Consider the following 23,963-nt stretch of genomic DNA (forward strand, 5'->3'; position numbering starts at 1 on the left):
CTCTTTTCAAATTGGTTTTTTTTATGTTTTTGGAGTATAGTATATAGTATCAAACTCCGTGCAAGCAAAGGAATGATAAAGATGATGATTATAATTTCATCCGTTATTGCAGCGGCCATGGCAATTTCCGTGATGATCGTCAGGATTAAATCCTCCGACAAGCCCGCTTCACCTAAAAAAATAATTCTCCCGCCGATTTTCATGAGTACGGGAGCGCTTATGTTCCTTTTTCCGATTTTCAGAGTGACGGGCGAAGAATTTTTGGAGGCCATTACGCTGGGCGTGATCTTCTCTATTTTTCTGATTAAAACATCTAAATTTGAGATTAAAAATAATGAAATCTATTTAAAACGGTCAAAAGCGTTTGTGTTTATCCTGATTGGTCTCTTGGTTATCAGAATCGCTATGAAATCCATTTTGAGCACGACGATTGATTACGGAGCTTTAAGCGGAATGTTTTGGATTCTGGCTTTCGGAATGATTGTCCCGTGGCGCATCGCGATGTTTTTGTCTTACCGCAAACTTTCGAATGAACTGAAGACCGCTGATATTCAGATGAATTAAAACCTTTCCGTCCGCCGGAAAGGTTTTTTATTTGAGCAGGGCTTGATAAGGAGTAAGATCAATCTGTTTTTCCCGGAGATGCTTTTTTAAAAATTGATGATCACGCTTAGGAGTGGCCAGTATGTAACCCCTGATGATTAAATCACGGTTTATTTGTTCAGCTTCCTCCGCTAAGGAAAGTTCACCGATTTTTCCGGCGATTTTCGCTTTGGCTACATCCCGGAAGAGCTCCGGCACGGGGGCGACCAGTTCATCCAAAAACGCCTTGTCACCCTCATTCCATAAGTGCCTGCTTTTTTCAATATAATAGTCCTGCCAATCCAGTTCTGACCGGCCGTCTTCTTTCGGTAAGCGTTTTAAAAATTTTCGAAACATAAAAAACCCGCCGATAGACAGCAATCCGATCATCACGATGACCCAAAATAAAATAAACCACATAAACCAGCCTTCCAGCATTGTTCTATCTCCTCCTTACTTTAACCATATTGTAAACGAAGACAGAATAGAAGAACACATGAAAAAAAGAATAGAAAAAATGATAGATGTCCAGTCATTCCGGTTGCTAGAACATATTCTATCGTATAGTGATTCTGCTATTTGGCCATGGGAGATTCACTTTGAGGGTATATGACTGATATGACCGGACAAAAAAGCCGCTTCCATTGAGGGATGAAAGCGGCTTTTTTTATGTTATAGAGGAAATTGAAAGGAAAATGAGGCAGGAGTCTCATTTGGCTCCTTGTTCATGGAGACGGTCAGAATATGGTTGGTGAAATCAGTGAAAATATGTTTGTCATTCAGATAAAAAGGAAGCACCATTTGTTTGTTTAACGTCCGTTCAAGCGTTTTAACAGAGAGCATAAATTCATTCCCCGAAAGAGTGACGGTTATCGCTTGCACCTGCTTCAGCATCGTCAGGTCGGCTTCAATGATATATTGACTGCTTGTTTCATATAGATCGATCGGCAGCGTCTCGTCATACCAAGCATACGGGTCCTCGTAAAACTGCCGCAGCCATTCTTCCGTATCATCAAATTCTTCAGCGTTTTTTGAGTGATTCATGGAAGCATCCCTCCATATTAAAAAGCCTTGCTATAACGTATGCAGAAGCTTTGAATGGGTGAATGGCACAAAAAAACAGACACGGGGTCTGTTTTACATATCGTGGCTTGTATTATGTTTTTGTCTTGTATGGTTGCGGTTTTTCACTTTTTTGCTTCCGCTCAGCGGTTCCGGCTGGCCGGGGTTATGGCCCTTCGGAGCATTTTTATGCATATCTTTACTCGTATTTTTATTTGTCATGTTAAAGCCTCCTTTTTAAGGTGTTCCGGCTATTGGTTTGTTTTTCTTTTTTTATTGTTCTGCCGTTCTTCTTCCGTCAGGACGAGCTGGTCATTTTCTATATAACCCGCGCCTTTGCCTTGGCTTTTCGCATCATTCATGCCGTTAATGACATGATTGGCTTTCCGTTTTACCATGATCATCACCTCAACATTAATATGGCTCTTTACAGCCCGTTGTATGAGGCGGAAAATCGGACAAAATTTACCGAAAATCATGCTGATAAGACGATCTTATTGTATTTAATAAAAACATTGATATTTACTTATGTATGATTTTATACTAAGATGAAATTGTGAGAAAATTGTGATGGAATGTGAACATTCATCTAAAGAACGATCTTGATCATTGAAGGGGGATTTTGGGAAATGACAAATCAGCAAAAAGTCGCAACACAAGACGTTTTCCAAGCAAGAAAAACATTTTCTTCAAATGGGAAAACATACAACTACTATTCATTAAAAGCATTGGAAGACGCAGGGGTCGGCAATGTTTCAAAACTTCCTTATTCTATTAAGGTTCTTTTGGAATCCGTTTTGCGTCAGGTAGACGGACGCGTCATTACAAAAGAACATGTTGAAAATTTAGCAAGATGGGGTACTGCTGAATTAAAAGATATCGATGTGCCGTTTAAACCGTCACGGGTTATTCTACAGGACTTTACCGGCGTTCCGGCCGTAGTTGACCTGGCATCTTTAAGAAAAGCCATGGCTTCTGTCGGCGGAGACCCTGATAAAATCAATCCTGAAATTCCGGTTGACCTGGTCATTGACCATTCCGTACAAGTCGACAAAGCCGGTACGGAAGACGCGTTAGCCATTAATATGGACTTAGAATTCGAAAGAAATGCAGAACGTTATAAATTTTTAAGCTGGGCAAAGAAAGCGTTTAACAATTATCAGGCCGTTCCGCCTGCAACAGGTATCGTTCACCAGGTAAACCTTGAGTTTTTGGCAAGTGTCGTTCATACGAAAGAGGAAGACGGAGAACTTGTGACATATCCTGATACATTGGTGGGAACAGATTCCCATACAACAATGATTAACGGAATCGGCGTCCTCGGCTGGGGTGTCGGCGGTATTGAGGCGGAAGCGGGAATGCTCGGCCAGCCTTCATATTTCCCTGTTCCTGAGGTCATCGGCGCGAAACTTGTCGGAAAATTGCCTAACGGAACGACGGCGACTGACTTGGCGCTGAAAGTCACTCAAGTGCTGCGCGAAAAAGGCGTAGTCAATAAATTTGTTGAATTCTTCGGTCCTGGTGTTGCTGAGCTTCCGCTTGCGGATCGGGCGACTATTGCCAATATGGCGCCGGAGTACGGAGCGACTTGCGGATTCTTCCCGGTTGACGAGGAAGCACTTTCTTACCTGCGTCTGACCGGCCGTGAAGAAGAGCAGATCGATATTGTGGAAGCATACTGCCGCAACAACGGTTTATTCTATACGCCTGACGCGGAAGAGCCGATTTTTACAGACGTTGTGGAAATTGATCTGTCAAAAATTGAAGCGAACCTATCAGGACCGAAACGTCCGCAGGATTTAATCCCGCTTTCCGTTATGCAGGAAACGTTTAAAAAACATCTTGTCAGCCCGGCCGGCAACCAAGGATTCGGAGCGGATGCTGCTGAAGAGAACAAAGAAATTTCATTTAAACTTAACAGCGGTGAAGATGCGGTTATGAAAACAGGGGCGATTGCAATCGCCGCTATTACAAGCTGTACGAATACATCAAACCCTTTTGTATTAATCGGTGCCGGATTGGTAGCCAAAAAAGCGGTAGAATTAGGCTTGAAAGTGCCGAATTATGTTAAAACATCACTTGCACCGGGGTCTAAGGTTGTTACTGGATACTTAGTCAACTCAGGTCTGCTTCCTTACATGAAGGAGCTTGGCTTTAACCTCGTAGGGTATGGCTGTACGACATGTATCGGGAACTCCGGCCCGCTTTCTCCAGAGATTGAAGAAGCGGTTGCTAAAAATGATCTCTTGATCACTTCTGTCTTGTCAGGTAACAGAAACTTTGAAGGCCGGATCCATCCGCTTGTCAAAGGAAACTACCTTGCGTCACCTCCGCTTGTTGTCGCATACGCATTAGCAGGCACTGTGAATATCAACCTGAAAACGGATCCGATCGGTGTCGGAAATGACGGACAAAATGTTTATTTCGATGACATCTGGCCGTCCATGGATGAAATCAATTCTCTCGTCAAACAGACTGTTACGCCGGAATTATTCCGCAAAGAGTATGAAACGGTATTTGACGACAACCAGCGCTGGAACGAAATCGAAACGACGGATGAAGCGCTGTACAAGTGGGATCAGGATTCCACTTACATTCAAAACCCGCCGTTCTTTGAGGAAATGTCTGTAGAGCCGGGAAAAGTTGAGCCTTTAAGAGGACTTCGCGTTGTCGGCAAATTCGGCGATTCTGTGACGACTGACCACATTTCTCCGGCCGGAGCGATCGGAAAAGACACACCGGCGGGCAAATACCTGCAGGAAAAAGGCGTTTCTCCTCGTGACTTTAACTCTTACGGCTCACGCCGCGGAAACCATGAAGTCATGATGAGAGGAACATTCGCCAATATCCGCATTAAAAACCAAATCGCACCGGGTACAGAAGGCGGATACACAACACATTGGCCTACCGGGGAAGTGACATCTATTTATGATGCCTGCATGCGGTATAAAGAAGATAAAACGGGTCTTGTCGTCCTGGCCGGAAAAGATTACGGAATGGGCTCTTCACGTGACTGGGCTGCAAAAGGAACAAACCTGCTTGGCATCAGAACAGTCATTGCCGAAAGCTTTGAAAGAATTCACAGAAGCAACCTCGTCTTCATGGGTGTGCTGCCGCTTCAGTTCAAACAGGGTGAAAACGCGGATACACTCGGCTTAACCGGTAAGGAAGTCATCGAGGTGGATGTTGATGAATCTGTACGTCCGCGCGACTTGCTGACTGTCAGAGCAATCAGTGAAGACGGTACGGTAAAAACATTTGAAGTTGTTGTCCGTTTTGACAGTGAAGTGGAAATTGATTACTATCGCCACGGCGGCATTTTACAAATGGTGCTTCGCGATAAAATGAAACAGTAGCAGTATGAACAAAGGAGAGAAAGCAGTCTGCTTTCTCTCTTTTTATGCGGGAGGCCTTGAGATGCTTGCGAAATGGCTGGGCGGAATGTTACTTATCGGGTTGTTAGTGTATGCGGGCTGGAACATTTATTCTGTACAAAAAAGTCCGAAAGAAGGGACGGAAGAAGGGATGAAAGCCCCTGACTTTACACTTGATACATTGTCAGGAAAAAGTATCTCCCTTTCTGATTATAAAGGAAAAAAAGTGCTCCTCAATTTCTGGGCGACGTGGTGCAAGCCGTGCCGAATGGAAATGCCCGATATGCAGGAGCTGCAGAAAGAATATCCTGATATTGCGGTAGCAGCCGTTAATTTTACATCCTCTGAAAAAAATATACAGGCTGTGAAATCATTTGCTGATCATTATCAGCTGACCTTTCCTATTCTGATTGACAAAAGCGGAATTAACGGAGATTTCAACGTGCTTTCTTATCCGACAACATACATATTAGACGAAAAAGGAACCATTCAGCATATTCGCGTAGGCACGATGACAAAAAAAGAAATGAAAGAAAAACTGGATCTCAAATAGAGGTTCAGTTTTTTTATTGTGAAGGGCTTAGGTTTTGAAAAATTGGAAAAAATGAATGAAAACACGGAGGTGAGAAGATTGAAAAAAATGCGAAAACGTTCTTTTCATGAATTGGTTATGGAAAATAAACGTGAGCTGATGACCAATACGGAATATTTGAATCAGCTTGAAGAAAAGCTGGAGCAGCGGTTCAAACAAAAATAACCTTTAATTTGCAGTCATGTTTGCACCTCCTTTTGCAAAATATACTCTTAAGGAGGGATGAACATGGGCATAAACAAGAAAGACGGCCAGCCGCAATACGCTCCGAGCCACTTAGGGACAAAACCCGTTAAATATAAACGCAACAAAGGGGAAAAGTTTCATGACAAGTCAAACGGACATCCGATTGTCATGCAGACGAAAGGCGAATAACATCATCAAAGGAGAGCAGACATTATGACAAACAATTATCAAAAACCGAATCCGGATGACCGTTCCGATAACGTTGAAAAGCTGCAGGATATGGTGCAGAATACAATTGAAAATATAGAAGAAGCCAAAGAATCAATGGAATTTGCGACAGATGAGGAAAAACAGCGCATTCAAGAGAAGAATGCCAGACGCAATGAAAGCATTGAATCGTTCCGCAGTGAAATCCAGGATGAATCGGCTGCAAGAGAAAACGGCTATCAATCATAATAAAAACCAGGGAAACCTGGTTTTTTTCTCTTTCCGGCTCGTTGTGATAAAATGGGGCTAATCTGATAATAAGGGAGCAGAGAACGTTGCATGTGTCAAAAAAAGAAATAGAAGTGCGTTATGCGGAAACAGATCAAATGGGCATCGTCTATCATGCCAATTACTTAGTCTGGATGGAGGTCGGCAGAACGGCGCTGATTAAGGAACTCGGATTCCTTTACAAGGATATGGAAGATAGAGGAGTGCTGTCCCCTGTATTGGATATCAGCATTTCTTATAAAAAGCCACTCCGCTACGGAGAAACGGCTGTCGTACATACTTGGATTGAAGAATCTAACGGATTTAAAACCGTTTACGGCTACCACATCTATAATCCGGATCAAGAACTTGCCATCAAAGCGACATCCTCTCATATATGCGTTGATAAAGAGAGCTTCAAACCGATTCAGTTTCGCAAGGCTTTTCCTGATTGGCATGCCGCTTACGAAAAGGCAAAAAAATAAGGAGCGGCTGCAGTTATGGCATTTGGAATTACGCGTAAGGAACTGGAAAGATGGAAGCGGGATGTATCGGAAGGGAAAATCGCTTTTTTAACGCATTACTGGCTGGACGACCGCTTTCCGGAGGCTAAGACCGTGACGAAGGCCGGTTCAAGCGATCTCAATAAACTGATCAGATGGGGAGCGGAATACGGGCTGAAGCCGGAGTGGATTCACCATAAAAATGAATTTCCCCACTTTGACCTGCTCGGTGATACGCAAAGAAGCATATTAGAAAAAGAACATCTGACTGATCATCTCAAAAGGTTCAGGCTGTAAAAAAAAGAACGCATCCGCTGCGTTCTTTTTTTCTTACACGTAATCAAATACCGGCTCTTCTGCCTGATCTGAATATGTGACTGACAAATCGTGATTATCAAAGTACCATAAGTCGCTTTCTTCAATAAAAAAGGTAATGCCTTCAACTTCCGTGCTGGTGCCGATGTTCATCGGCCGGTCTTTTAAAATGCCGAGAGAAAAGCCTTTCTGAACGTTGCTGCATCCCCCGTAACGGACAAAGAAACGGACATGGTCGCCTGTTTCCAGATCGAGCTCTTCTTTGTACCAATCCAGCGCGCCTTTCGTTACTTTCATGTTCATCCGGAACACTCCCTTTTTGTTTCTCATATAAAGAAATTATCTCTATTATAAACGCATATGGCATTTTGATGTCAAAATTGAAGTTTCATCAAAACCATTTGATCTTCGGTTCTGTTTTGTTTATAATCCGTTTGATGTTTGCCCTGTGTCTGTAGATAACAAACGCGGTCAAGAGCGTCACTACGACTAATAAATAAGGGTCTTTTACAAACAGACAGTAAATAATCGTATAAATCCCTGTTAACATTGAAGACAGAGAAACAAATTTCGTAAGGAATAAAAATACGAAAAATACTGCAACCATCGTAACGAATAACAGCGGAGCATAAAACAGCAGGACGCCCCCTGATGTGGCTACGGCTTTGCCTCCCTTAAACTTTGCGAACACGGGGAATACATGGCCGATTACTGCTGCCACCCCTGCGAGAAGAGGATGAATGGGGACGTGCAGTAAATATGGGAGCGCCGCGGCCAAGGTGCCTTTTAAAATATCGGCTGCGATGACAACAGATCCCGCTTTAACGCCAAGCGTGCGAAAAGCATTTGTAGCGCCCAAATTGCCGCTTCCGTGTTCTCTAATATCGATCCCTTTCGCAAGTTTGCCTACGATTAAACCTGACGGGATGCTGCCTATTACATAGGCCAAAATAATCAATAAAGCAATCAACATCTACATTTCTCCTTTTCAATGTCCCTTCACTCTATTTTAACACGAGTTGTTACCGTCTGATGACAAGTTTTTTGAGAATTAAGCTGACGAAGCGCTTTTTTTGATTCCGGCGAAGCGGTCATGTACAATATATCAAAAGGAGATGGTAAAGATGCAAAATCCTTCAAAATCAGAGATTAAAGAAATTCTGGATCGGAGCAAACGGATCGCAGTCGTCGGGCTGTCAGACCGTCCCGACCGGACTTCTTACATGGTTTCCAAAGCGATGCAGGATGAAGGGTATGAAATTATTCCCGTCAATCCAACGATTGATGAGGCGCTTGGCGTTAAAGCCGTCGCTTCATTAAAAGACGTGGAGGGACCGATTGATATCGTGAATGTGTTCAGACGCTCTGAGCAGCTTCCCGGCGTCGCTGAAGAATTTTTACAGACGGACGCTCCCGTTTTTTGGGCGCAGCAGGGCCTTGCAAATGAAGAAGCGTATCGCATGATTACAGACAAAGGACGGACGGCTGTTATGGATTTATGTATAAAAGTCGCCCGCGCTGTTATAAAATAGGAACAAAAAAGGCAAAAATCCTTGGCAAATCAGGGGTTTTTGCTTTTTTATTGAAAGAATACTCTTTGCGTATGATGATGAAACAGATACAATAAAGCATGAACAGCTTTTTTAGAAACCCCTTTATACAGGGGTTTACAGTCTGTTTGCGATGGCCGGCATAAAGCTATATAATAGAAAGCGAACTCATGTTCTTATTCGCTGGAAAGGGCACCAGAAAGATGAAAAGCCGTTCGAATGTATGTCTTGCGGCCTAAAAAACGAGCCATTCGCTTAAATATGTTGCGAAATCAAGCATATTGGTTATAATTGTGAGTCCGAGGAGAATTGGACCGAAGCTTGCGCATACTGAAAAACAAAGACATGAAAACATTTAAAAAAGAAAATGATTAAGAGCAGGTTTTTTGAAAGGGGTTTGTACGTTTGGCTAGAAAACAGCAATTTGATTACAACGAAGATGCCATACAGGTGCTTGAAGGCCTGGAAGCCGTCAGAAAACGACCGGGAATGTACATCGGTTCGACGGACGCACGCGGCCTGCACCATCTGGTATATGAGATCGTCGACAATTCCGTCGATGAAGTTCTTGCCGGCTACGGAGATCATATTATCGTAACGATACATAAGGACAACAGCATCTCCGTACAGGACAGAGGACGCGGAATGCCGACCGGGATGCATAAGCTCGGAAAGCCGACGCCGGAAGTTATTTTCACCGTGCTGCATGCCGGGGGGAAATTCGGACAGGGCGGCTATAAAACAAGCGGCGGTCTGCATGGTGTCGGTGCATCTGTCGTAAACGCATTATCGGAGTGGCTGACGGTTACTATTGAGCGTGACGGATATGTGTATAAACAGCGGTTTGAAAACGGCGGCAAGCCCGTGACTTCACTTGAAAAAATCGGAACGACCAAAAAAACAGGAACGCTTACCCATTTTAAACCTGATCCGTCAATGTTCAGCGCAACGGTTTATAATTTTGACACGCTGTCAGAACGTCTGCGCGAATCGGCTTTCTTGTTAAAAGGTTTGAAAATAGAATTAATTGATGAACGGAACGGCGTAAAAGAAGTATTTTATTATGAGAACGGAATTGAAGCGTTTGTCGCTTATCTAAACGAGGAAAAAGACGCTTTATGCGAAGTGGTTTCCTTTGAAGGCGAGCATCATGACATTGAAGTCGATTTCGCGTTTCAGTTTAATGACGGGTATTCAGAAAATATGCTGTCATTCGTTAATAACGTCAGAACAAAGGACGGCGGCACCCACGAATCAGGAGCCAAAACGGCAATGACAAGAGCGTTTAACGAGTATGCGCGAAAGGTCGCCCTTTTAAAAGAGAAAGACAAGAACCTTGAAGGCGCCGATATCAGGGAAGGTTTGTCCGCAATCATTTCCGTGCGTATCCCGGAGGAACTGCTGCAATTTGAAGGCCAGACGAAAGGGAAGCTTGGCACAAGTGAGGCGAGATCCGCCGCGGATGCCGTCATTTCCGAGAATCTTGCTTATTTCCTGGAAGAAAACCGCGATACAGCAACCCTGCTTGTCAAAAAAGCGATTAAAGCAAGCCAGGCCCGTGAAGCGGCCCGAAAAGCGAGAGAAGAAGCGAGAAGCGGCAAAAAGCGCAAAAAATCAGAAGCGACGCTGAGCGGAAAACTCACACCGGCCGGTTCCAGAAATCCGGCGAAGAATGAATTGTATCTGGTGGAGGGAGACTCTGCGGGAGGTTCTGCAAAACAGGGAAGAGACCGGAAATTCCAAGCCGTGCTGCCCCTTCGCGGAAAGGTCATCAACACAGAGAAAGCAAAGCTTGCAGACATCTTCAAAAATGAAGAAATCAATACGATTATTCATGCGATCGGAGGCGGTGTCGGCGCAGATTTTGAGATAGACGACATCAATTATGACAAGATCATCATCATGACGGACGCGGATACCGACGGCGCGCACATTCAAGTCTTGCTGTTAACATTTTTCTACCGCTATATGAAACCTTTAATCGAGCACGGAAAAGTCTTCATCGCCCTTCCGCCTCTTTACAAAGTGAGCAAAGGAAGCGGTAAGAAAGAGATTATTGAATATGCTTGGTCCGACGAAGAAATGGACGGCGTTTTAAAGAAAGTCGGCAAAGGGTATACCATCCAGCGCTATAAAGGGTTGGGAGAAATGAACGCAGACCAGCTCTGGGAAACGACGATGAATCCCGAATCGCGAACGCTCGTCAGAGTCAAGATCGACGATGCGGCACGGGTAGAACGCCGTGTAACGACATTAATGGGAGACAAAGTAGAACCGAGAAGAAAATGGATTGAAAAAAATGTTGCCTTCGGATTAGATGAGGAAAGCAATATTTTAGAAAATGAAAACTTGTCGGTCGCTGAGGAGGTTTAATAGTGGCACAGCCAGAATTATTTCATGATTTACCGTTAGAAGAAGTAATCGGCGACCGTTTCGGACGCTACAGTAAATACATTATTCAAGACAGGGCGCTGCCCGACGCTCGTGACGGTTTAAAGCCGGTGCAGCGGAGAATTTTATACGCCATGCACGCGGACGGAAATACATTCGATAAAAATTTCCGTAAAGCGGCGAAAACGGTCGGAAACGTTATCGGTAATTATCATCCGCACGGTGACAGCTCTGTTTATGAAGCGATGGTGCGGATGAGCCAGGATTGGAAAGTGCGGAATGTGCTGATTGAGATGCACGGCAACAATGGAAGCATTGACGGTGATCCGCCGGCTGCCATGCGTTATACGGAAGCGAGATTATCTTCTATCGCGTCAGAGCTTTTGCGTGACATCGATAAAAATACGGTTGAATTCGTTCCGAACTTTGATGACACTAGTAAAGAACCGGTTGTTTTGCCCGCCATGTTCCCTAACTTGCTTGTCAACGGATCAACCGGGATTTCAGCGGGCTATGCGACTGATATTCCCCCTCATCATCTGGGTGAGGTCATTGATGCCGTCATTAAACGGATTGAATCTCCGGATTGCACCGTCGATGACTTGATGCAGGTGATTAAAGGGCCTGACTTTCCGACAGGAGGCATTATTCAAGGAGTCGACGGCATTCGGAAGGCTTATGAAACCGGGAAAGGCAAAATTATTATCCGCGGCAAGGCTGAAGTGGAATCCGTAAGAGGTGGACGGGAGCAGATCGTCATTACAGAAATTCCGTTTGAAGTAAACAAAGCCAATCTCGTAAAGAAAATGGACGAATACCGCATAGACAAAAAAGTCGAAGGCATTTCTGAAGTCCGGGATGAAACTGACCGCACGGGGCTTCGGGTCGTCGTTGAGTTAAAGAAAGAAGCCGATGCAAAAGGCATTTTGAATTTCTTATATAAAAACACTGATCTGCAGACAACTTATAACTTTAATATGGTCGCCATACATAACCGCCGGCCGATGCTGATGAGTCTTACGGCCATCCTGGATGCGTATATTTCCCATCAGAAGGAAGTGGTGACAAACCGCTCCGTCTTTGAATTGCAAAAAGCAAAAGAGCGGCACCACATCGTTGAAGGACTGATGAAGGCACTGTCTGTGTTAGATGAGGTCATAGCCGTCATCCGGGCAAGCAGCGACAAGAAAGATGCGAAACAAAACGTAATGTCTAAATTCACATTTACGGAGCCGCAGGCCGAAGCGATCGTATCCTTGCAGCTGTATCGTCTGACAAACACGGATATTACGGCGCTAAAAGAGGAAGCGGAAGAGCTCAGCAAGAAAATTCAGGAGCTCGAAGCCATTTTAAGTCATGATAAAAAGCTGTTAAAAGTCATTACAAGCAGCCTGAAAAAATTGAAAAAGACCTATGCTGACAGCAGACGGTCTGTCATTGAAGAAAAGATTGAGGAAATTAAAATCAATCTTGAAGTCATGGTTGCCTCTGAGGACGTATATGTGACAGTCACAAAAGACGGCTATGTAAAACGAACAAGTCAGCGGTCATTTGCCGCTTCTAACGGCCAGGATTTCGGTATGAAGGATACTGACAGGCTGATTCACCAATTTGAAATGAATACAACGGATGTTCTCCTGCTCTTTACCAATAAGGGAAGCTATGTTTATTGTCCGGTTCACCAGCTTCCCGATATCAGGTGGAAAGACATGGGGCAGCACGTAACGAACATCATCACGATTGACCGTGATGAAACCATCGTGAAAGCTATACCGGTAAAAGAATTTGATCCATCTTCATATTTATTGTTTATGACGAAAAACGGCATGGTGAAAAGAACTGAAATGACGCATTACAAAGCGCAGCGTTACTCGAAAGCGCTTGTTGCCCTTAACCTTAAAGGGGACGACGAGCTGATTGATGTTCATGTCACAGACGGCGGCAGCCAGCTGTTTATCGCCACCCGTCTCGGGTACGGTTTATGGTTCGGTGAAGATGAAGTAAATGTAGTCGGTGCCCGTGCGGCCGGCGTAAAGGGCATAAATGTAAAAGACGGTGATACCGTCGTATCAGGACAAATCCTGCATGAGACAGATTCGCTTGTCCTTGTCACACAGCGGGGAGCAATCAAGCGGATGAACCTATCTGAATTCGAAAAAACATCCAGGGCGAAGCGCGGTGTCATCATGCTGCGTGAGCTTAAAAAGAACCCGCATCGCGCAGTCGGCGTATTCGCGTGCGCTTTAGCCGACATGATCGCTGCGGAAACAGAAAAAGGCGAGAGAATCGAAATCGCCGTGAAGTCCTTGCGGGCGAATGACCGATACAGCAACGGCTCCTTCTTTACCGATGAAGATGAGACAGGGCCGGTAACAGACGTATGGCGTATCCCCGCGTCTGATGTTTAAGAGTAAAATTAAAATAAAAAACCTCCGCTCATTGAGCGGAGGTTTTACTATTTAGCTTTCATGGTTGCCGAATAAGTCAGTGATAGCGTGAACGACTTCGATTCCCTGCCATACAAATAAATTCAATGCAGTGAATGAAAATAACCCTAAAATCACCATTCGTAAGATAAACAACATGTTTAACAACCTCCTCATTTTATGTTACATAGATAGGCGATGTTGAACATGAAGCTCATCGAAATAAGAGGACTGATAAAATTTAGCGATTAAAAAGCTTTTCTTTCGCTGTCTTCTCCGGGAAGCGGGGCGTCTCCTGTCTGATATCACGATCAGTGAGACAGAAGCGGCAAAAAGCGCCGTCAAGATATATGAGCCCGTCAGCGATTTTTTCTCATCATCAGCATTTTGGCCGGCCTTCATTTCGTGCATTTCCTGCTGGTCGGCTACCGCTTTAAAATGATGAGCAGTATCAAACGCATGGGGAATGGAGAGCAAATGAAAGCTTGCAATCGCTAAAAATAAAATAGAAGCTTTTAAAAACAAGATTTTTTTCAAATGTTCTCCCCCCTTCATAAGTCTGAATATTTTTATTATAATACCCTAATTTAAATGTAAAGTAAACATATTTATTAAATTTAAAAAATTATTATCCTGGTTAAGTATATACCATTCCATTCATCTTTTCATCTCTTTTTTCTTAAAGACCTATTTGTTATGATATGCACGCATTCCTTATGACGTGAAAACATTTTTCGGGCAGTAAGATAAAAAACGGGGCATGACAGCAAAAGACGTGATGAAGAAACCGAAACATTTTCTTAAAAAAACTTCTCAACCACTGTTGTTGTGATATAATAATACTCGTTGTGTTAAAAGATCTAACATATGCAGCAAAAATGACAGTAAAAGATATGTAAAAGGGAGGTTAAACATGGAGGCTTTCATCAGTGAAATCATAAATGTTCCAAATGATTTTATTTGGAAGTATCTTGTTTATATTTTAGTCGGGATCGGATTGTACTTTACGTTCCGTTTTCGCTTTATTCAATTCCAATACTTTATTGAAATGTTTAGAATCGTCGGGGAGAAGCCGCAAGGAAATAAAGGAGTGTCTTCAATGCAGGCATTCTTTATCTCAGCCGCTTCTCGTGTCGGAACCGGAAACTTGACCGGCGTCGCGCTGGCGATTGCAACAGGCGGTCCCGGCGCAGTATTTTGGATGTGGATCGTAGCGATTGTCGGTATGGCTTCCAGCTTTGTGGAAAGCACCTTGGCGCAGCTGTATAAAGTGCGTTCCGGTGACGAATTCCGCGGCGGTCCGGCATATTACATGGCTAAGGGACTGGGCGCCCGCTGGCTCGGTATTTTATTCGCGGTATTGATTACCGTTTCTTTCGGACTTATCTTTAACGCCGTGCAGTCAAATACGATTTCTGTGGCGTTTGACGAAGCATTCCATGTGAATAAAACAGTTATCGCAATCATTTTAGCTGTATTAACGGCTTTCATTATATTCGGCGGTCTGAAACGTGTTGTATCCGTTTCGCAATTTATCGTTCCGGTCATGGCGGGTATGTATATTCTGATCGCGTTGTATGTTGTAATTGTGAATATTACCGCGGTACCTGAATTGCTTATGACGATTGTGAAAAATGCGTTTGGTCTTGAGCAGATCGTCGGCGGAAGCTTAGGAAGCATCATTATTATCGGTGCGCAGCGCGGCCTGTTTTCAAACGAAGCGGGTATGGGAAGCGCGCCGAATGCCGCAGCGGCTGCACATGTGTCGCATCCGGCTAAGCAGGGATTAATTCAGACGCTCGGCGTGTTTTTTGATACATTTATTGTTTGTACATCGACTGCCTTTATCATTTTATTGTACAGCTTTACGCCTAAAGGCGACGGCATCCAAGTGACACAAGCCGCATTGCAGCACCACCTCGGCGGATGGGCGCCGACATTTATTGCGATTGCGATGTTTTTATTCGCATTCAGCTCTGTCGTCGGCAACTATTACTATGGTGAAACGAATATTGAATTTATTAAAACAAGCAAAACATGGCTTAATATTTACCGCGTATTCGTTGTAGTGATGGTGGTGTACGGATGTTTGGCTGACTTCCAGATCGTCTGGGACATGGCAAACTTGTTTATGGGACTCTTGGCTCTCATTAACTTAGTGGCAATCTTACTGCTGAGTAATGTAGCCTACAAGATCTATAAGGATTATGCCGCTCAGCGCAAAAAAGGTCTTGATCCTGTATTCAAAGCCGAGAATACCCCGGAGCTCAAGCATATTGAAACATGGGCGGAAGAAGAAGGTACAAGCCCCGAACGTAAGACTGCTAACTGAGGAAACATGCATACAATTTTCAAAAAACCCCTTACATTTTGTTGTGAGGGGTTTTTTCATGTGAAAAATCGGGTTATTTTTACTGAAAACAGATTTTTTTGAAATTATTGTATTTTTCTCTTGCGTGTGTAAGGGTTTTCATATAAAGTTTTACTAAACCGGTTTACCAAACCGATTTAGTCTTCAAAGAAAGGAGTATTGATGTGGCTTCTGATTATGGCATTTTTACGATCGGTGATGCGATGATCACCTTAAATCCCGCAAGCACAGGACCTTTGCGTTTTGTTACCCATTTTGAACGAAAAGCAGGAGGAGCTGAACTGAATTTTGCGATTGCATGCGCCAGATTGAATCTGCACTCAAAGTGGGTCAGCAGACTGGGGAAGGATGAGTTCGGCAGAGTGATTTATCAGTTTGCCAGAGGAGAAGGAATTGATGTGACTGACGTCTCCTATGTTGAAGGCTTTCCTACATCTTTAAATGTCAAAGAGATCAGAAATGACGGTTCAGGCAAAACGTTTTATTATCGTTTCAATTCACCAATTCTGACTCTTGCACCGGAAGATATAACAGAGAATATGTTTGACGGCATTCACATCGTTCATCTTACCGGTGTGTTCCTCGCGCTTGATAAGAAAAATCTTGAAATTGCTGAAAGGGTGCTTTCCATCGCCAAAGCAAGAAAGATTCCCGTATCTTTTGATCCGAATATCAGGCTGAAGCTGTGGACGATTGAGGAGGCGCGTGCGGCATTTCATCAAATCTTTCCGCATACTGATATTCTTCTGGCGGGCCGGGACGAAATGAAACAGCTGACAGGTATAGGGGAAAATGAAGCATTAGCCCGGTTTGCAGAGACCTATTCAATCAGTCAGCTCGTCATAAAAGACGGTGAATCAGGTTCTGCGCTGTATCATGATCATAAGTGGATTCACAAAGAGGCTTTCCCGGTTGCGCCTGTTGACACGGTAGGAGCGGGTGACGGCTTTAATGCCGGCTACCTGTACAGTTATCTGCATGGTTTTGAACCGGAAAAACGTCTGGAGTTTGCCAATGCGGTCGGTGCGCTCGTCACCACAGTTTCCGGTGACAATGAAGGGCTTCCCTATCTAGAAGAGGTTCTGTCATTCGTAAACAAAGAGACTGTGATTGAACGGTAGCAAGCACAACATAAAAAGCGGGTGAGAAAATGAAAGCGGTTCTAGTACGGAAAGCATTTGATCTGGTGGTGACGGAATGTGAGAAAACGTCTGTTGTCCACGCGGATGATGTTCTTGTCAAGGTGAAGCGGGTCGGAATTTGCGGATCAGATTTGCATATTTATCATGGGACAAATCCGTTAGCGTCCCTGCCGAGAGTAATCGGACATGAAGTTACAGGGGAAGTCGCAAATACCGGTTCTCATGTTCGGCGTTTCAAGCCGGGTGACCGCGTAGTGGTTGAACCGATATCTTATTGCGGAACATGCTATGCCTGCCGGAAAGGACGTCCGAACGTCTGCAAAGCGCTTTCGGTGTTCGGCGTTCATGAAGATGGCGGGATGCGGGAATATATCGTGGTTCCGGAAAAGCAGCTGCATGCCGTTTCCCCCGATCTGCCCTGGGAGGAAGCGGTCATGGCAGAACCATATACGATCGGCGCCCAGGCCGTTTGGAGAGGCCGTGTCGAGAAGGAAGATACCGTTTTGATTCATGGGGCGGGACCGATCGGAATCTGCATATTAAAAATGGCAAAGTTCAAAGGCGCTTCCGTCATGATAACCGACTTGAATGATGAACGCTTGGCATTCGCTGAAAAAAACGGTGCGGACGTTACCGTCAACGCGCAAAAAGAAGATCCCGTTTTGCGGGTGAACGAATGGACAAAAAAAGAAGGCGCCAATGTCGTCATTGATGCCGTCTGTCTCCCGTCAACGTTTGAAACGTCCATTGACGCGGTGTCTCCGGCCGGTCATGTGGTTGTGCTTGGTTTTGATGAGAGGACTGTCGGCATTTCTCAGCTTCCGATCACAAAAAAGGAAGTCACGATAACCGGTTCAAGATTGCAGACGAATCAGTTTCCGTACATTACAGACTTACTGAATAAAGGCCTGTTAACGCACGGCGGTCTTATTACACATACATTTTCAGCAGATGACGTCCATCAAGCATTTCAGTTGATCGAACAGCACCCGGGCAAGGTGGGAAAAGCAATCATTACGTTTGATTAAAGGAGGAGCGAGAATGCTGCCTAAGTACGCCATTTACGAAAAACTTCTGCATGCACAAGTGGTGGCTGTCATAAGGGGACAAAACAGCCAAGAGGCGCTTGAAGTTTCAAAAGCGGCCATTTCAGGAGGTATCAGCGCCATTGAGCTTACATACACAACTCCTGAAGTGGAAGATGTCTTTAAGGAACTCCGGCATCAAGATATTCTTCTTGGAGCCGGTTCTGTAATGGATACAGAAACGGCGAGACACGCCATTTTATCAGGTGCCTCATTTATCGTCAGCTCTCATTTTGTAAAAGAGATAGCATCTCTATGCAACCAGTACAGCGTACCGTATCTTCCGGGATGCATGAGCGTGTCTGATATGGCTTTGGCGCTCGAAGCCGGATGTGATGTGGTAAAGCTGTTCCCCGCTAATTCGTTTGACCCTTCATTTATCAAGTCGGTCAACGGTCCTTTGCCGAATGTCCGCATTATGCCGACCGGGGGTATCTCATTAAACAGCATGAATGACTGGCTCTCTGCCGGAGCGGTCGCGGTCGGTGTGGGAAGCGACTTGACAAAAGCTTATCAAAAGGGCGGCTATGAAGCTGCCGTATCCCTCAGCAAAGAATACGTCTGCCGAAAAAACGAATATACGGGGGTGTAACATGAATATCACGTTTCGCTGGTACGGCCAAGGTAATGATACGGTGACTCTTGAACATGTCAGACAAATTCCCGGGGTCAAAGGCATCGTCTGGGCTCTTCACCAGAAGCCCGCGGGCGAAGTATGGGAAAAGGAGGACATTGAAGCGGAAGTCAGATTCATTCAATCCTATGGGTTTCATGCAGAGGTCGTGGAAAGCGTGAATGTTCATGAAGCCATTAAACTAGGTCATGAAGAACGCGGACAATATATTGAGCACTATAAACAGACCATTCGCAATCTGTCCGAATTCGGCGTGAAAGTCATCTGTTACAATTTCATGCCGATATTTGACTGGACGCGTACCGATATGTTCCGCGCGCTGGAGGATGGGTCAACCGCTTTGTTTTTTGAAAAAGCGAAAGTGGAAAGTCTCCCTCCTGAGGAACTCATCCGCACGGTTGAAGAATCTTCTGATTTGACGCTTCCCGGGTGGGAGCCGGAGAAAATGGCCCGGATCAAGGAACTGTTTGAGGCCTATCAAACGGTTGAAGAAAAACAGCTTTGGGCCAATCTAGAATTCTTTTTACATGAAATCCTTCCTGTAGCGGAGGAACACGGCATTCAAATGGCCATTCATCCGGATGATCCGCCCTGGTCAATTTTTGGCCTGCCCCGTATTATCACCGGTGAGAAAAGTTATGAAAAGCTGCGAGAGATTTCAGATTCACCCGCCAACTGTATTACGTTATGCACGGGTTCGATGGGAGCGGATCCCGCCAATGATATGGTGAAGATCACCAAACACTATGCGGGAGCTGCGCCGTTTGCCCATATACGAAATGTGAAAATCTGCGATAACGGTGATTTTACGGAAACTTCGCATCTTACCAGTGATGGGTCCATTGATATTACCGGTGTTGTAAAAGAATTGCACGGCCAAGACTATAAAGGATATGTACGGCCTGATCACGGCCGTCATATCTGGGGCGAACAATGCCGGCCGGGTTATGGTTTATATGATCGTGCATTAGGAATTATGTATTTGAACGGGCTGTGGGATGCGTTCTCGTCTCATGAGAAAGGGGTGAAGAGATGAAACCGATTCATGAACGTTTATCAGGAAGAACCGCTGTCATAACAGGCGGGAGCGGTGTTCTCTGTTCAGCAATGGCAAAGGAGCTTTCACGGCAGGGGATGAAAATTGCGATCGTCAGCCGGAATACTGATAAAGCAGAGCGTGCGGCGGGCGAGATTGCTGACGCTGGAGGAACCGCGGTTTCTGTACCGGCTGATGTTTCAGCCCGTGATTCGCTCGAAAAGGCAAAAGACGAGATTATCAGCCGGTTCGGTTCTGTCAATCTTTTAATTAACGGAGCCGGGGGAAACCACCCTGATGCGATCACTGCCAGCGAGACGTATGAAGAGGATGAGCAGGGCACATCCTTTTTTGATATGGACGAAACGGGGTTTTCCAGCGTATTTTCAACCAACTTTACCGGTGCATTTCTGGCATCGCAAGTGTTTGGAAAAGACCTTTTGAAGGCGGAATGTCCCGCGATTATTAATATTTCTTCTATGAGTGCGTATACACCGATGACAAAGGTGCCCGCCTACAGCGCGGCCAAGGCGGCGCTTCAGAATTTTACGATGTGGATGGCTGTTCATTTCGCAAAAAAAGGGCTGCGGGTGAATGCCATCGCCCCGGGTTTCTTTTTGACTGCGCAAAACCGTGGGTTGTTATTACAGGAAGATGGAAGTCTGACAGACCGATCCAATAAGATTATGGCACATACACCGATGAAACGTTTCGGGAAACCGGAAGACCTTCTGGGAACGCTCCTGTGGCTTTCGGATGATTCATGCTCAGGCTTTGTCACCGGGGTCACCGTTCCCGTCGACGGAGGTTTTATGGCTTATTCCGGAGTGTGACAGAATCCATGTCCCTGTCAGATTGTAAACTATTTACTTCTGACTTATACTAGTGAAAAATGAAGACAGACGGGGATGAGTCTATGAAAACCATTACAATTTCTGATGTGGCAAAATATGCAAACGTATCTAAAAGCACCGTATCTCAATTTTTAAATCAGCGCTATGACTATATGAGCGAGAAAACGAAACAAAAAATAGAAGCGGCCATTCAAGAGCTGAACTATCAGCCGAATTTCGTCGCCCGCAGCTTAAAACAGAAATCAACATTTACGGTAGGTGTGGTGGTGGCTAATATTCTTCACACCTTTTCCACTCAGGTCATCAGGGCGGTGGAAGACTATTTTCATGAACAAGGATTTCATATTATTGTCTGCAATGCGGATGATGAACCGGAAAAAGAAAAGAAATATATTGAAATGCTGCGGGCTAAGCAGGTGGACGGAATTATTATTTTTCCGACGGGCGAAAATCTCTCTTTATATGAAAAGATGAAACGCGATACGTTTCCGGTCGTGTTTATGGACAGAACCATTGAAGAACTCGGGATTCCGACAGTGATGCTTGATAACCATCATGCAGCCGGTCTTGCCGTTGACCGATTTATCGAAAGCGGCATTAAGAGAATCGCGATTATTACGACGTCTATTATTCGGGAAATCAGTCCGAGGGTAGAAAGGATTGAAGGGTATAAAAAGGCGCTTGACCGCCACGGAATGATGGTGCGGGACGAATATATCAAAACAGCCGATGCGGCTGATATTTCCAATGTTTTGTCAGAGCTGTTCTCACTTGAGGAGCCTCCGAAAGCGATATTGGCGGCAAACGATATCGTTCTTGTTGAGGTGCTGAAGTATATGAAGGAGCATGATATGACAATTCCGGATAAGGCAGCCGTCATCGGAATTGATGAAGTTCCTTTTGCGGGTTTTTTTACTCCCCCGATTACGACGATCGTCCAGCCTGCGGCAGAAATGGCGCGAAAAGCGGGAAGCCTTCTTCTTCGCCAGATACAAGAAAAAGATGGCGGTGAAAAACGGATTCACCGCTATAAACCGGTGCTGCTCGCAAGGCAATCCGGATAACCGGTTTCATTGCATAAACCGGTTTACTCCGGCAATTTAAATGTCTGAATATTATGAAATGAGAGGGGGATTTTATGTTCTCAAAGGATAGATTCCCTATTATTCTTCTTTTATTTTCAGCCGGGGTGATTAACTATTTAGACCGCTCAGCGCTGTCTATTGCAGCGCCGTTCATACAGCAGGATCTCACATTGTCTGCAACCCAAATGGGGCTGATTTTCAGCAGTTTTTCTGTCGGATACGCTGTGTTTAACTTTCTCGGCGGTGTTGCATCTGACCGGTACGGGGCTAAATTGACATTGTGTACGGCGATGATCGTTTGGTCTCTTTTCAGCGGAGCGGTTGCGCTTGCTTTCGGATTTGTAAGTCTTTTGATTATCCGTGTTTTATTCGGTATGGGGGAGGGGCCGCTGTCGGCTGCCATAAGCAAAATGGTCAACAATTGGTTTCCTCCGTCTCAGCGCGCCACGGTCATCGGCCTGACAAACAGCGGCACGCCGCTCGGCGGGGCGATTTCCGGCCCGATTGTCGGGATGATTGCTGTGGCGTTCAGCTGGAAGGTTTCCTTTGTCCTGATCATGATCATCGGTTTAGTCTGGACGGTCATCTGGTTTAAATTTGTAAAAGAACGGCCGGCGCCGACGGAAGACGCCCCGGCAATGAAAGCGGAGATTCAATCGCATGAGCAGCATATCCCGATGACCTTTTATTTGAAACAAAAAACGGTTCTCTTCACGGCTTTTGCCTTTTTCGCCTACAATTACATCTTATTTTTCTTCTTAACATGGTTTCCGAGCTATCTGGTGAAAGAACGCGGTTTAAGTGTTGAATTTATGAGCGTGGTGACTGTTATTCCCTGGATTCTTGGATTTATCGGTTTGGCGGCAGGCGGAATGATTTCTGATTATGTATTCAAAAAAACCGCCGGAAAAGGGGTTTTGTTCTCACGGAAAGTCATTCTTGTCACTTGTCTGTTCGCTTCCGCTGTCCTGATCGGATTGGCCGGACTTGTTACCACTACCGTAAGTGCCGTTATTCTCGTTGCTTTATCAGTCTTCTTTTTATATATAACGGGCTCTATCTATTGGGCGGTGATTCATGATGTGGTTGATCAAAGGAATGTCGGATCAGTCGGCGGCTTTATGCATTTTCTTGCAAACACGGCCGGTATTATCGGGCCTGCTTTAACCGGCTTTATCGCCGACAAAAGCGGATCATTCTCCGGGGCGTTTTTGCTTGCAGGCGGATTAGCCGTTTTGGCCTCGGCTGCGGTAATCCGTTTCGTGCGCCCGATTATCATTCAAACCGCTTCTGAAGATAAAAAAGACACGATACCTTATTGATAAGTTATCAAAGCCACTGAGGCTGTCCTGCAGATAACGGGATGGCCTTTTCGTTCTGCCGCTTGATCTGTTCCTATGATAATATAGGAATTTTTTACAAAAGAAGGGAAGAGGAGGGGACATGAAGCAGAAGCCGATATATGTCGAAATCAATATTGCATCTGATATAGAAACGCTTTGGGAATATACGCAAAACCCGCATCTTCATAAGGAATGGGATCTGCGTTTTTCTGACATTACATATCTTCATAGGCTGCCAGATGAACCGCAGAGATTTCTATATGAAACACGAATCGGTTTTGGGCTGAAGGTATCCGGCACGGGCGAATCAATAGGTGACATAAGGCCTCGCTCGTCAGAAAGAGTGTCTTCGCTCGCTTTTGCCTCTGATCATCCGCTGTCACTTATAAAAGAAGGCAGGGGCTACTGGAAGTATATAGAGCGGGATAACGGACAAACCGCATTTTTGACTCAATATCAATATGAAACGGCCCGCGGTCTGCCGGGAAGTTGGATAGACCGGTTTTTATTTCGTCCTCTGCTAAGCTGGGCTACCGCATGGAGCTTTGATGCGTTGCGGCTTTGGATAGAACAAAACAGACATCCGAAGATATCATTCCGTTTCGGGTTTGTCTATGTCTTTATGTGTCTCGTATTCAGTCTGTATTGGTTTTTTCAAGGCTTTCATGATGGCTGTGCCGATGCAGAGATCGTGAGGGGAGCGCTGGAGACGGGGTTAGGGGTATTATGGCTGCTTCCCATGCGGAGAAAGTGGCTGATTCACACCGGGCAGTCAGTCTTCTTTTGTGTAACGGCACTGCTATATTCGGGCGGCGGATTCGTGATCTCATTAGGGGTGCTTACGATAGCCGCAATGATTCTTAAGCCCAAGCTGCCGAGCGCCTGGCATACAAAACGAAAGAGAGAAGTGAAATGACGGATTCAATGTATGAAAAAGCGATTACTCATTATCAATCAC

Annotated in this window: 28 protein-coding genes; 20 read left to right on the top strand and 8 right to left on the bottom strand. The window is 45.0% G+C overall.

Annotation, left to right across the window (positions count from 1 at the left end; genetic code table 11):
- The first annotated feature begins 72 nt into the window (after positions 1-72).
- Positions 73-564 carry a CcdC family protein gene (locus tag ACKTRM_RS09020; protein WP_007611735.1) on the top strand — a complete coding sequence of 164 codons (492 nt, stop codon included), beginning with the start codon at positions 73-75 and terminating at the stop codon, positions 562-564.
- 27 nt (positions 565-591) lie between these two features.
- On the opposite strand, the gene ACKTRM_RS09025 is transcribed toward ACKTRM_RS09020, so the two are convergent.
- The 4 genes from ACKTRM_RS09025 to sspO form a co-directional block, all read right to left on the bottom strand.
- Positions 592-1,020: a DUF2621 domain-containing protein gene (locus ACKTRM_RS09025; protein ID WP_007410325.1), complete on the bottom strand. Its 429-nt coding sequence runs from the start codon at positions 1,018-1,020 to the stop codon at positions 592-594.
- A 234-nt stretch (positions 1,021-1,254) separates the two neighbouring features.
- Positions 1,255-1,626, bottom strand: coding sequence for an Hsp20/alpha crystallin family protein (locus tag ACKTRM_RS09030; RefSeq protein ID WP_012117649.1), 372 nt, complete (start codon positions 1,624-1,626; stop codon positions 1,255-1,257).
- Between the two features lie 93 nt (positions 1,627-1,719).
- Entirely contained in the window at positions 1,720-1,866 is a 147-nt protein-coding gene (locus ACKTRM_RS09035) for a small acid-soluble spore protein P (RefSeq protein WP_003153984.1), read from the bottom strand.
- A gap of 29 nt (positions 1,867-1,895) precedes the next feature.
- Positions 1,896-2,042, bottom strand: a complete 147-nt coding sequence (sspO, locus tag ACKTRM_RS09040) for an acid-soluble spore protein SspO (RefSeq protein WP_003153982.1) — start codon at positions 2,040-2,042, stop codon at positions 1,896-1,898.
- Between the two features lie 231 nt (positions 2,043-2,273).
- Between sspO and acnA the strand changes: the two genes are divergently transcribed.
- From acnA to ACKTRM_RS09075, 7 genes are all read left to right on the top strand, one after another.
- On the top strand, positions 2,274-5,000 hold the full coding sequence (acnA, locus tag ACKTRM_RS09045) for an aconitate hydratase AcnA (protein ID WP_012117650.1): 2,727 nt from the start codon (positions 2,274-2,276) through the stop codon (positions 4,998-5,000).
- Between the two features lie 61 nt (positions 5,001-5,061).
- Positions 5,062-5,571: a TlpA family protein disulfide reductase gene (locus ACKTRM_RS09050; RefSeq protein ID WP_003153980.1), complete on the top strand. Its 510-nt coding sequence runs from the start codon at positions 5,062-5,064 to the stop codon at positions 5,569-5,571.
- A gap of 78 nt (positions 5,572-5,649) precedes the next feature.
- The gene (locus ACKTRM_RS09055) at positions 5,650-5,775 is read left to right on the top strand and encodes an FbpB family small basic protein (protein ID WP_012117651.1); all 126 of its coding nucleotides are present in this window, start codon (positions 5,650-5,652) and stop codon (positions 5,773-5,775) included.
- 63 nt (positions 5,776-5,838) lie between these two features.
- Positions 5,839-5,985 carry an acid-soluble spore protein N gene (locus ACKTRM_RS09060; RefSeq protein ID WP_003153977.1) on the top strand — a complete coding sequence of 49 codons (147 nt, stop codon included), beginning with the start codon at positions 5,839-5,841 and terminating at the stop codon, positions 5,983-5,985.
- Between the two features lie 24 nt (positions 5,986-6,009).
- On the top strand, positions 6,010-6,252 hold the full coding sequence (gene tlp / locus ACKTRM_RS09065) for a small acid-soluble spore protein Tlp (protein ID WP_007410320.1): 243 nt from the start codon (positions 6,010-6,012) through the stop codon (positions 6,250-6,252).
- Positions 6,253-6,338: 86 nt separating this feature from the next.
- Entirely contained in the window at positions 6,339-6,755 is a 417-nt protein-coding gene (locus ACKTRM_RS09070; protein WP_012117652.1) for a YbgC/FadM family acyl-CoA thioesterase, read from the top strand.
- Between the two features lie 15 nt (positions 6,756-6,770).
- Positions 6,771-7,070: a hypothetical protein gene (locus ACKTRM_RS09075; RefSeq protein WP_007410319.1), complete on the top strand. Its 300-nt coding sequence runs from the start codon at positions 6,771-6,773 to the stop codon at positions 7,068-7,070.
- Between the two features lie 33 nt (positions 7,071-7,103).
- Here the strand turns inward: ACKTRM_RS09075 and ACKTRM_RS09080 are convergent, their stop codons facing one another.
- Complete coding sequence (locus tag ACKTRM_RS09080) at positions 7,104-7,391, bottom strand: HesB/YadR/YfhF family protein (protein ID WP_007410318.1); 288 nt, start codon at positions 7,389-7,391, stop codon at positions 7,104-7,106.
- Between the two features lie 88 nt (positions 7,392-7,479).
- Positions 7,480-8,061, bottom strand: coding sequence for a glycerol-3-phosphate 1-O-acyltransferase PlsY (gene plsY, locus ACKTRM_RS09085; protein WP_007410317.1), 582 nt, complete (start codon positions 8,059-8,061; stop codon positions 7,480-7,482).
- Positions 8,062-8,212: 151 nt separating this feature from the next.
- Between plsY and ACKTRM_RS09090 the strand changes: the two genes are divergently transcribed.
- The 3 genes from ACKTRM_RS09090 (at position 8,213) to parC (ending at position 13,437) form a co-directional block, all read left to right on the top strand.
- Positions 8,213-8,620 carry a CoA-binding protein gene (locus ACKTRM_RS09090; RefSeq protein WP_007410316.1) on the top strand — a complete coding sequence of 136 codons (408 nt, stop codon included), beginning with the start codon at positions 8,213-8,215 and terminating at the stop codon, positions 8,618-8,620.
- 423 nt (positions 8,621-9,043) lie between these two features.
- On the top strand, positions 9,044-11,011 hold the full coding sequence (parE, locus tag ACKTRM_RS09095; protein ID WP_007611767.1) for a DNA topoisomerase IV subunit B: 1,968 nt from the start codon (positions 9,044-9,046) through the stop codon (positions 11,009-11,011).
- 2 nt (positions 11,012-11,013) lie between these two features.
- Positions 11,014-13,437: a DNA topoisomerase IV subunit A gene (gene parC, locus ACKTRM_RS09100; RefSeq protein WP_012117653.1), complete on the top strand. Its 2,424-nt coding sequence runs from the start codon at positions 11,014-11,016 to the stop codon at positions 13,435-13,437.
- A 51-nt stretch (positions 13,438-13,488) separates the two neighbouring features.
- On the opposite strand, the gene ACKTRM_RS09105 is transcribed toward parC, so the two are convergent.
- Together ACKTRM_RS09105 and ACKTRM_RS09110 are read right to left on the bottom strand one after the other, a co-directional pair.
- Complete coding sequence (locus ACKTRM_RS09105; RefSeq protein WP_012117654.1) at positions 13,489-13,614, bottom strand: hypothetical protein; 126 nt, start codon at positions 13,612-13,614, stop codon at positions 13,489-13,491.
- A gap of 24 nt (positions 13,615-13,638) precedes the next feature.
- Positions 13,639-13,992, bottom strand: a complete 354-nt coding sequence (locus ACKTRM_RS09110; protein ID WP_003153956.1) for a hypothetical protein — start codon at positions 13,990-13,992, stop codon at positions 13,639-13,641.
- 376 nt (positions 13,993-14,368) lie between these two features.
- Here ACKTRM_RS09110 and ACKTRM_RS09115 point away from each other — a divergent pair, with 376 nt between their 5' ends.
- The 9 genes from ACKTRM_RS09115 (at position 14,369) to ACKTRM_RS09155 (ending at position 23,921) form a co-directional block, all read left to right on the top strand.
- Entirely contained in the window at positions 14,369-15,787 is a 1,419-nt protein-coding gene (locus ACKTRM_RS09115; RefSeq protein WP_012117655.1) for an alanine/glycine:cation symporter family protein, read from the top strand.
- 203 nt (positions 15,788-15,990) lie between these two features.
- The gene (locus ACKTRM_RS09120; protein ID WP_012117656.1) at positions 15,991-16,947 is read left to right on the top strand and encodes a sugar kinase; all 957 of its coding nucleotides are present in this window, start codon (positions 15,991-15,993) and stop codon (positions 16,945-16,947) included.
- Between the two features lie 29 nt (positions 16,948-16,976).
- Entirely contained in the window at positions 16,977-17,996 is a 1,020-nt protein-coding gene (locus ACKTRM_RS09125) for a zinc-binding alcohol dehydrogenase family protein (protein ID WP_012117657.1), read from the top strand.
- A 13-nt stretch (positions 17,997-18,009) separates the two neighbouring features.
- On the top strand, positions 18,010-18,645 hold the full coding sequence (locus tag ACKTRM_RS09130) for a bifunctional 2-keto-4-hydroxyglutarate aldolase/2-keto-3-deoxy-6-phosphogluconate aldolase (RefSeq protein WP_012117658.1): 636 nt from the start codon (positions 18,010-18,012) through the stop codon (positions 18,643-18,645).
- A gap of 1 nt (position 18,646) precedes the next feature.
- On the top strand, positions 18,647-19,723 hold the full coding sequence (gene uxuA, locus ACKTRM_RS09135; protein ID WP_023356927.1) for a mannonate dehydratase: 1,077 nt from the start codon (positions 18,647-18,649) through the stop codon (positions 19,721-19,723).
- A complete protein-coding gene (locus ACKTRM_RS09140) occupies positions 19,720-20,556 on the top strand; it encodes an SDR family oxidoreductase (protein WP_012117660.1) in 837 nt (278 codons plus the stop codon). The genes uxuA and ACKTRM_RS09140 overlap by 4 nt, the downstream gene beginning before the upstream one ends.
- A gap of 83 nt (positions 20,557-20,639) precedes the next feature.
- Positions 20,640-21,641 (top strand): substrate-binding domain-containing protein, encoded by a 1,002-nt coding sequence (locus ACKTRM_RS09145; protein WP_012117661.1) that lies wholly within the window; start codon positions 20,640-20,642, stop codon positions 21,639-21,641.
- 74 nt (positions 21,642-21,715) lie between these two features.
- Positions 21,716-22,984 (top strand): MFS transporter, encoded by a 1,269-nt coding sequence (locus ACKTRM_RS09150; RefSeq protein ID WP_012117662.1) that lies wholly within the window; start codon positions 21,716-21,718, stop codon positions 22,982-22,984.
- Between the two features lie 121 nt (positions 22,985-23,105).
- Positions 23,106-23,921, top strand: a complete 816-nt coding sequence (locus ACKTRM_RS09155; protein WP_012117663.1) for a hypothetical protein — start codon at positions 23,106-23,108, stop codon at positions 23,919-23,921.
- Positions 23,922-23,963: the final 42 nt, after the last annotated feature.

The organism is Bacillus sp. D7-8, assembly GCF_052055895.1.
Lineage (GTDB): Bacteria > Bacillota > Bacilli > Bacillales > Bacillaceae > Bacillus > Bacillus velezensis.

Bases quoted from the DNA above. Each gene is read 5' to 3' on its own strand.
- ACKTRM_RS09075 (WP_007410319.1), top strand. From the start codon at position 6,771: ATGGCATTTGGAATTACGCGTAAGGAACTGGAAAGATGGAAGCGGGAT.
- uxuA (WP_023356927.1), top strand. From the start codon at position 18,647: ATGAATATCACGTTTCGCTGGTACGGCCAAGGTAATGATACGGTGACT.
- ACKTRM_RS09115 (WP_012117655.1), top strand. From the start codon at position 14,369: ATGGAGGCTTTCATCAGTGAAATCATAAATGTTCCAAATGATTTTATT.
- plsY (WP_007410317.1), bottom strand. From the start codon at position 8,061: ATGTTGATTGCTTTATTGATTATTTTGGCCTATGTAATAGGCAGCATC.
- ACKTRM_RS09140 (WP_012117660.1), top strand. From the start codon at position 19,720: ATGAAACCGATTCATGAACGTTTATCAGGAAGAACCGCTGTCATAACA.
- ACKTRM_RS09035 (WP_003153984.1), bottom strand. From the start codon at position 1,866: ATGACAAATAAAAATACGAGTAAAGATATGCATAAAAATGCTCCGAAG.
- ACKTRM_RS09090 (WP_007410316.1), top strand. From the start codon at position 8,213: ATGCAAAATCCTTCAAAATCAGAGATTAAAGAAATTCTGGATCGGAGC.
- ACKTRM_RS09030 (WP_012117649.1), bottom strand. From the start codon at position 1,626: ATGAATCACTCAAAAAACGCTGAAGAATTTGATGATACGGAAGAATGG.
- ACKTRM_RS09130 (WP_012117658.1), top strand. From the start codon at position 18,010: ATGCTGCCTAAGTACGCCATTTACGAAAAACTTCTGCATGCACAAGTG.
- ACKTRM_RS09155 (WP_012117663.1), top strand. From the start codon at position 23,106: ATGAAGCAGAAGCCGATATATGTCGAAATCAATATTGCATCTGATATA.
- ACKTRM_RS09080 (WP_007410318.1), bottom strand. From the start codon at position 7,391: ATGAACATGAAAGTAACGAAAGGCGCGCTGGATTGGTACAAAGAAGAG.
- tlp (WP_007410320.1), top strand. From the start codon at position 6,010: ATGACAAACAATTATCAAAAACCGAATCCGGATGACCGTTCCGATAAC.
- ACKTRM_RS09145 (WP_012117661.1), top strand. From the start codon at position 20,640: ATGAAAACCATTACAATTTCTGATGTGGCAAAATATGCAAACGTATCT.
- ACKTRM_RS09150 (WP_012117662.1), top strand. From the start codon at position 21,716: ATGTTCTCAAAGGATAGATTCCCTATTATTCTTCTTTTATTTTCAGCC.
- ACKTRM_RS09050 (WP_003153980.1), top strand. From the start codon at position 5,062: ATGCTTGCGAAATGGCTGGGCGGAATGTTACTTATCGGGTTGTTAGTG.
- ACKTRM_RS09020 (WP_007611735.1), top strand. From the start codon at position 73: ATGATAAAGATGATGATTATAATTTCATCCGTTATTGCAGCGGCCATG.
- ACKTRM_RS09105 (WP_012117654.1), bottom strand. From the start codon at position 13,614: ATGTTGTTTATCTTACGAATGGTGATTTTAGGGTTATTTTCATTCACT.
- ACKTRM_RS09025 (WP_007410325.1), bottom strand. From the start codon at position 1,020: ATGCTGGAAGGCTGGTTTATGTGGTTTATTTTATTTTGGGTCATCGTG.
- ACKTRM_RS09060 (WP_003153977.1), top strand. From the start codon at position 5,839: ATGGGCATAAACAAGAAAGACGGCCAGCCGCAATACGCTCCGAGCCAC.
- ACKTRM_RS09125 (WP_012117657.1), top strand. From the start codon at position 16,977: ATGAAAGCGGTTCTAGTACGGAAAGCATTTGATCTGGTGGTGACGGAA.
- acnA (WP_012117650.1), top strand. From the start codon at position 2,274: ATGACAAATCAGCAAAAAGTCGCAACACAAGACGTTTTCCAAGCAAGA.
- sspO (WP_003153982.1), bottom strand. From the start codon at position 2,042: ATGGTAAAACGGAAAGCCAATCATGTCATTAACGGCATGAATGATGCG.